Here is a 6,607-nt window from a genome sequence, read left to right as displayed (position 1 = left end):
AGGTTGTCTTCATGCACCGCCCGGTCGAGATCGAGCGACACCTTGCCGGTGGCGTCCACGCCCAGCGTGAACACCAGCGGGCCGCCGGCGCCGGCATGGCCTTCGACCACGCCGCTGGCATTGACCGACAGCAGCACGTGCTGGCCGGTTGCCGTGTCGATCAGGCCGGAGTCCACATTGGGCGCGCTCACCGACAGCGCATAGCTGGTCGTGCCGCCATCGGCGCCCGTCGTCACCGTGAAGGCGCCGCTGAACGAGCCCTCCGCATGCGTCGAGCCGCCGCCAACGCCGGAGCCGTTGACGCCATTGGTCGCCGCCGTCAGGAAGCTCTCGTCCACCGTCAGCGTCGGCGCCGTGCCGCTCAGCGTAATCGTAGGAACATCGTCCGTGATATCGATCGAGATGGTCGAGGTCGACGTGTTGCCAAGGGTGTCGGTTACCGTGAAGGTGAACACGTCCTTGCCGGGCTCGACCTCGGGGCCGTTATCGGTGGCCGGGTTTGTCGTATATGGCGACGTCAACGTATAGGTGTAGGTGCCATCCGCGTTGACATGCAGGATGCCGTACGTGCCATTGATGTTCGTGCCGACATTGCCGCTCACGTCGCTGCCGACATCGCCTTTCGCAACGCCGGTCACGCTCGCCCCGTCAGGATCCGAGAAGGTCAACTGGCCCGTCGTCGTCTCCGTGCCGTCGCCCGCATGCGAACCGTCCACAGTCCCGGGGCCCAGGTCGCCGGCCGGCGGCGTCGTGTCGAGGCCCGCCTCGTTGACCGTCGCAACCTCCGCCACCACACGCGGCTGGCTGCCGGTCACGTCGATCGTCAGCGTCGCCGGCGAGGTGTCGCCGTCGCCATCGGTGATCGTGTATTTGAACACGTCAGTGCCGGTCGGCGTGTTCGGATTGGCCTGATAGCTGTAATCGCCATTGGCGAAGACCGTCAGCACGCCATGCGCGCCGGTCACCGTCGTCACGCCGTTGCTCGTTACGGAACCCGTCCAGGCGATCGATGCGATCCCATCCGCTCCCGCCGTGTCCGCCGCGCCGGTGCCATGCGTGCTCGCGCCGGTCTCGACATTGCCCGTCACCTTCTCGCCGGACTGCGCTCCGTCCGTGTCGTTACGCGCCGTCGGCACGTCGTCGATGACATTGATCACCAGGTTGCCGGAGGCGGGCTGGTTGTCCAGGTCGGTCACGACGACCTCGAAGCTGGGTGCCGCTTCCGTGTTGGCGCCGTCGCCGCCCGTGGCGCTGTGGAAATCCGATGTCAGCGTGTAGCTGTAATGGATCGTGCCCGGGCCGGTCGCGCCGTTGTACTCATACCACGCGCTTACCGTGCCGCCCGTGGTGGGATCCGTGAACGTCGTCGGATTGCCAGAATCGCTCGACAGCGCGTGGCTGCCCAGCGACACCGAGCTCACCCCATCCTGCGAGGTGAAGCCGATCGTGCCACTCACCGCGTTCGAGCCGTCATGCAGCGTACCGCTCGCCAGTCCCGCCTCGTATACGATCGCACCATCAGCACCCGCGGCCGGGATATCACCCAACGTCGGCGGCTCGTTGCCGATATTGATCGTCAGCGTGGTGCTCGACTGGTCGCCGTCACCGTCCGTCAGCGTGTAGTGGAACACATCACTCTTGCCGCCGGGCGTGTTTGCCGCGCGGTCATAGGTGTAGTGGCCGTCCGAATAGATCGTCAGCGTGCCGTACTGGCCCGCGATCGTGGTGCCGGTGACGGCGGACGTCACGTCCTGCGCCGCGCCCGTGCCATAGGCCGAGGTCACGCTGGCGCCGTCGGCGCCCTTCACATCCGCGCTCGTGGACGGATCGGTCTCGCCGGCGCCCGTCATCACGTTGCCCGAGATCTGCGCATGGCTGCCCGCCGCGACGCTGTTGGCGTCCGGGTTCGCCGTCGGCACGTCGTCGATGATCTGGACCGAGAGCGTGCCCGGAAGGGAGACGTCGCCGTCCGTGTCGGTGACCGTCACCGTCATGTTGTCGAAGATGGAATCGGTTCCCGCGCCGGGGTGAGGCTCGCTGTGCAGCAGCGTGTAAGTGTAGCTTACCTGGCCGGTCGCTGCATCGTAGCCATTGATGGTCACCGTGTTGCCGAGCGGCGTCGTGATTTCGATCGGCGTCGATGCGCTGTTGGCAAGCGCGGCGCCCGAAATCACCTGGCCGTTGACGGTCAGCGAGCCGATGCCGTCGGGCGAGTTGATGGTGAAGGTCCCGGTGTTGTGCTCGGAGGGGTCGTTGTCGACCGCGGCGCTGGTGCCGGCTTCGCCGGACCCCGTCGCGCCGGCGGTCTCCAGTCCCTTCTCGTTCACGATCGTATCGCCGCCCTCGACGGAAGGCGTCAGATCGAGGATCGTTGGCGTGGAATTCTCGCGCACCAACCCCGGAAACAGGTCGCGGTGCTCCGGCTGGCCGAAGGCCAGGTCCGTCGGCGGCAAAAGGGCGGTGAGGCCGAAGCCGTCGCCGATGCCGCCGGGGGGCTGTTCGAAATTGCCGCCCGCGCTGCCCGGCGAGCCGTTGCCGCCGGCCGAGATCGAGCCGTCGGCGCCGAAGGCGACATCGACATGGCTTGCCTCGAGCGCGGCGATCAGGGCTACGCGCGGCACCTCGACGTCGCCGAGGATGAAGGTCGGCACATTCAGCGCGGCGTCCTTGATGACGATCTCGGATCCGTCGGGCTGCGTGAGGACGAGGTCGTGTCCGTCGACCTTGATGTTGTCGATCGAGACGCTGGCCGGAAGCTTTACGACGTTGCCGGCCTCGACGTGATATTCATGCGGCGCATTCGCTGCCGCCGCATTTGCCGCCGGTGCGTTTGCGGGAGCGTTGGAAGCAGGAGCCTTGGCGTCCGCCGCCGGCTGGTTTGCCCCTTGAGCATTGGCCGCGCCCTGCGCCGGCGCCCCGCTGCCGACATCGACCGGCACCGGCTCGCTCGCCGCCTGGCCGCTGGCCTGGGCGACCTGGACACCAGCCGAGATCGGATTTTCCGCAGCGTTCGAGTGCTCGTCCCAGGAATTTGAAACGGCGTCGAATTCGATATTGTTCGTCATAGCTCAAGCCCCTCCGGCGTTTCCCGGAAAGAGACATGTCAGCCTCGGGCTTTGCAACAGACCTTAAATCTATTTCATATACTCCAATATGTAGAGAATCGCATTTTTTATACTTGGTAAATCGTGATGATATATGCAGATATGCATACTCCCAAGGAATGCGGGATTGGCTGCGACGCGCGGCGTTGACTTGGTAAATGAGAGTATAAATTTGAATAAAATTTGACAGAAAATAGAATAGAGTGATTCGCGGAAATTTACCCACCTTCCTTTCCGATAATTTGAGACAAGATTGGTAGCGTCCACAGTCAAAGGTGGGCGTTATGAAAATACAAAAAGCAGCCCCGGGGATCACGGGGATCAAGGTACTCTTGCTGACGATCGGCCTTGCCGTCCAGGCAAATCCATCATCCGCCAGCGCGGATTCCGGTGCGGATCCGGCCCTGCAAAAGGTGCTTGCGCCGGCGAGCCTCGGCGGCGTTTCGCTCGCCCGGCCGCTGCCCTGGCAGCCGCCCGCGGCATACCGGATCGCCGACGTTTCGGCGGGCTTTGCGCCGACGGTACCTAATCAGGTTGAAGCGCACTCGACCGCCACGGCCGATCCCGGCATCGACCCGATCCGGACCGCCGCGATCATCCCCGGCGTCTTCGGCTCCGTAGCCTTGTCGATGCGCAACTTTCCGGTCGCGGCGCGCTGGGCTCCCGTCTACAGGGCCATCGTCGATTGCACCGCGGGCAGCCCCTGCGACCGCGAAAGCCCGGCTTTCGCCGAGATCATCAAGATTGCCGGCAACAAGGGCTTTCGCGACAAGCTGGCCTTCGTCAACAGCAGCATCAACCGCCTGATCGCCTATCGCAAGGACAGCGTCGTTTACGGCAAGCTCGACTACTGGGCCAAGCCTTCGGAAGTCCTCGAGCATCGCGCCGGCGATTGCGAGGATTTCGCCATACTCAAGATGGCGGCGTTGCTGCGGGCCGGCATCCCGGCGCAAAGCATGTCGCTCGTGGTGCTCCAGGATCGCCGCCGCAAGTTCTTCCATGCCGTTCTGTCGGTGAGCACCGGAAGCGGCGCCTTCATTCTCGACAGCCTTGGCAACGCCGTTGTGCGCGACAGCGATCTGCCCGACTATGTTCCGCTCTATTCCTTCAGCACGGATCGCGCCTGGATCCACGGGTCGAAGTCCGGCGCGCAGGTCGCCGACATCGCCGGCGGCTTCGCGACGGTAGCGCCCGGTGAAGGCACTTCGCCTGATGTGGATGTGGCGTCCGCGACATCTGGTGTTGCGAAATAGGCTGCTTGTCGGGCGGAGGTATCGAAGGAAAGCGCGCCGCAACGTTCGCAATTGGACGAGGCCTGCCCAACGTCGTCCTCGGGCGTAGCGACGCGAAGCGGAGCGAAGACCCAAGGATCCATACCGTTACTTCAATCGTAGGGTGCAGCGGAGCAGAATTCTGTACCGTGGACAAAGCTTCAATGTAACGGCATGGATCCTATGGTCTGCGCTGCGTCGCTCAGGTCCTTGCTTCGTCATAGGATGACGAAGACGAAGGCTTCGGCGGGTCTTCAACGCATTCGACGTGCCAGCGCAAACGCTGTCGGCCCGTCGAAACTACCCGTTGAAGACGAAGGCCATCAGGAGTTCCGGCTCTGTGACAGGCGCGCGCACGGCGCTGAGCTGGCCGCGATAGCGGCGCTCGCCGGCGCCGATGACGAAGCCCGTGCTGACTGGCGTCTCGCCATTGGCGTCGAGCCGGGCGAAGATGTCGGGAACGTTGAGGTCGAGCGCCAGCTTCAGGTCCTGCCGCCCATCCTCGCCGGGCGCGCTCGGCAATTGACGCCTGACCAGTTGCTGGAACGGCGTGTTGAAGGCCAGGATCTTCTTCGACGAAGACAGCGCGAAGGCGGGCGAGGGGCAGGCGATCAGGATCGCATTGATCGTGCGGATCGAGGCAAGCTTGCGCAGTTCCATGCTTTCCTCGGCGAGGCCGCGCATGCAGGCGACCCGGATCGCCGAGGTGAGATTGCCCTCGGGATGATGTTCGGCGATCTCCTCGACCAGCATGCCGATCGTGCATTTGCGGCTTTCCGCCATCTGTTTCAGCGACACCCAGAAGGCGCGCTCCAGGCGGATGCCGCGCCGCACGCCGCCGCGCGCCACGACGCGGAACTCCGGGCCGAAATCCTCAGCCGCGAGCGCCGGCAGCAGCCGTTCGCGCGGAGTGTCGGGGCGGATGGCGCTATCGTTCACTCATCGCCTCCTGACGCGCCTTGTTGATGGGCTTCAAAAGATAGTTGAGGATCGTCTTGCGTCCGGTCTTGATGTCGACCGAGCAGATCATACCGGGGATGATCGAATAGGTCTTGCCGTTCCTTGCCAGCGTCGACTTCTCGGTCGCAACCCGCACCTGATAGTAAGGTTCGCCGGTCTTCTGGTCGACGAGACTGTCGGCGGTGATGTTGGAGACCTTGCCCTCGATGCCGCCGAAGATCGAGAAATCATAGGCCGTGACCTTGATCAGCGCCTCCTGGTTCGGCTGGATGAAGGCGACGTCGCGCGGCGAAACCCGCGCCTCGACCAGCAGCGTCTCGGAGGTCGGCACGATGCCGGCCACCACCGCGCCCGGCTGCACGAAGGCGCCTAGCGTGTTGACGTCGAGCGTGTTGACGATGCCGTCGACCGGCGAGCGGATATCGGTGCGCGCCACCTTGTCGGTGGCGCCGCGGATGGTTTCGTCGACCACGGAAAGATCGGCAAGTGCTTGCGTCAGGTCGCTCAACGCTTCCTGCTGCAGTTGCAGGCCCAATTCGTTCACCTGAAGCTGCGCCTCGGTGATCGCAGCCTGGCCCTTCTTGATCGTCTCTCCGGCAAGGGTCAGCTGTCCATGCAGGTCGGTCTGTTCCCGCTCGACGCGGAGCTGCTCGGTCCTGGCCATCAGGCCTTTCTTGACCATGGGTTCGACCAGCGCCGCTTCCTGGTCGGTGACGGCAAGGCTCTTGGACAGGCGATCGGCGTTGGCGGTGGCCTCGTCCAGTTCCTTCTCGCGCTGATCGAGGCGCGATTTGAGAACGGACAGCTTCACCTCGAAATTGTCGCGCCGCGCGACGAGCAGCTTTTGCTCGTTGTCGCAGATTTCGGGCGCGACCTTCTGGATTTCCGCAGGGCAGGGAAACGACCCTTCGACATTGCCGCTCTGCTCGAACTGCAGCCGCGCGATGCGCGCCTGCAGCGCTCGCGCCTTGGCCTTCTCTTCGCCGAGGCTCGAAGTATTGCCCGAGTTGTCGAGGCGGATGATGAGGTCGTTCTTCTTGACGGTCTGGCCGATCAGCACGGCGATCTCCTGCACGACGCCGGGTTCGCTGGCCTGAATGATCTGCGTCTTCGAAGCGGGTATCACCTTGCCTTCGCCGCGCGCGATCTCGTCCACCTCGGCAAACGATGCCCAGGCCGTGAAGCACACGAACAGCGCCCCGACGATGTATACGGACGCCGAGGCGAACAGTGGTGGCCGATCTTCCCTTGCAAGCATGTCTACACGTTCCG

At 64.2% G+C, this 6,607-nt stretch carries 4 protein-coding genes; 1 reads left to right on the top strand and 3 read right to left on the bottom strand.

Translation table 11 applies throughout. The features are described 5' to 3' along the window. A partial coding sequence (locus ACWGS9_RS00465; protein ID WP_454503383.1) for a DUF5801 repeats-in-toxin domain-containing protein occupies positions 1–3,065 on the bottom strand: 3,065 nt, incomplete at its 3' end. Positions 3,066–3,388: 323 nt separating this feature from the next. Between ACWGS9_RS00465 and ACWGS9_RS00460 the strand changes: the two genes are divergently transcribed. Continuing rightward, positions 3,389–4,357 (top strand): transglutaminase-like cysteine peptidase, encoded by a 969-nt coding sequence (locus ACWGS9_RS00460; protein WP_454503382.1) that lies wholly within the window; start codon positions 3,389–3,391, stop codon positions 4,355–4,357. Between the two features lie 318 nt (positions 4,358–4,675). Here the strand turns inward: ACWGS9_RS00460 and ACWGS9_RS00455 are convergent, their stop codons facing one another. Further along, on the bottom strand, positions 4,676–5,314 hold the full coding sequence (locus ACWGS9_RS00455; protein WP_320213427.1) for a ribbon-helix-helix domain-containing protein: 639 nt from the start codon (positions 5,312–5,314) through the stop codon (positions 4,676–4,678). Beyond that, positions 5,304–6,593, bottom strand: coding sequence for an HlyD family type I secretion periplasmic adaptor subunit (locus tag ACWGS9_RS00450; protein WP_454503381.1), 1,290 nt, complete (start codon positions 6,591–6,593; stop codon positions 5,304–5,306). Before ACWGS9_RS00450 ends, ACWGS9_RS00455 begins: the two co-directional genes overlap by 11 nt. Positions 6,594–6,607 lie beyond the last annotated feature (14 nt).

This window comes from Mesorhizobium sp. Arg314, from assembly GCF_053714275.1.
The sequence above is the reverse complement of the archived record's forward strand: the minus strand, read 5'-3'. Positions and strand labels throughout refer to the sequence as shown.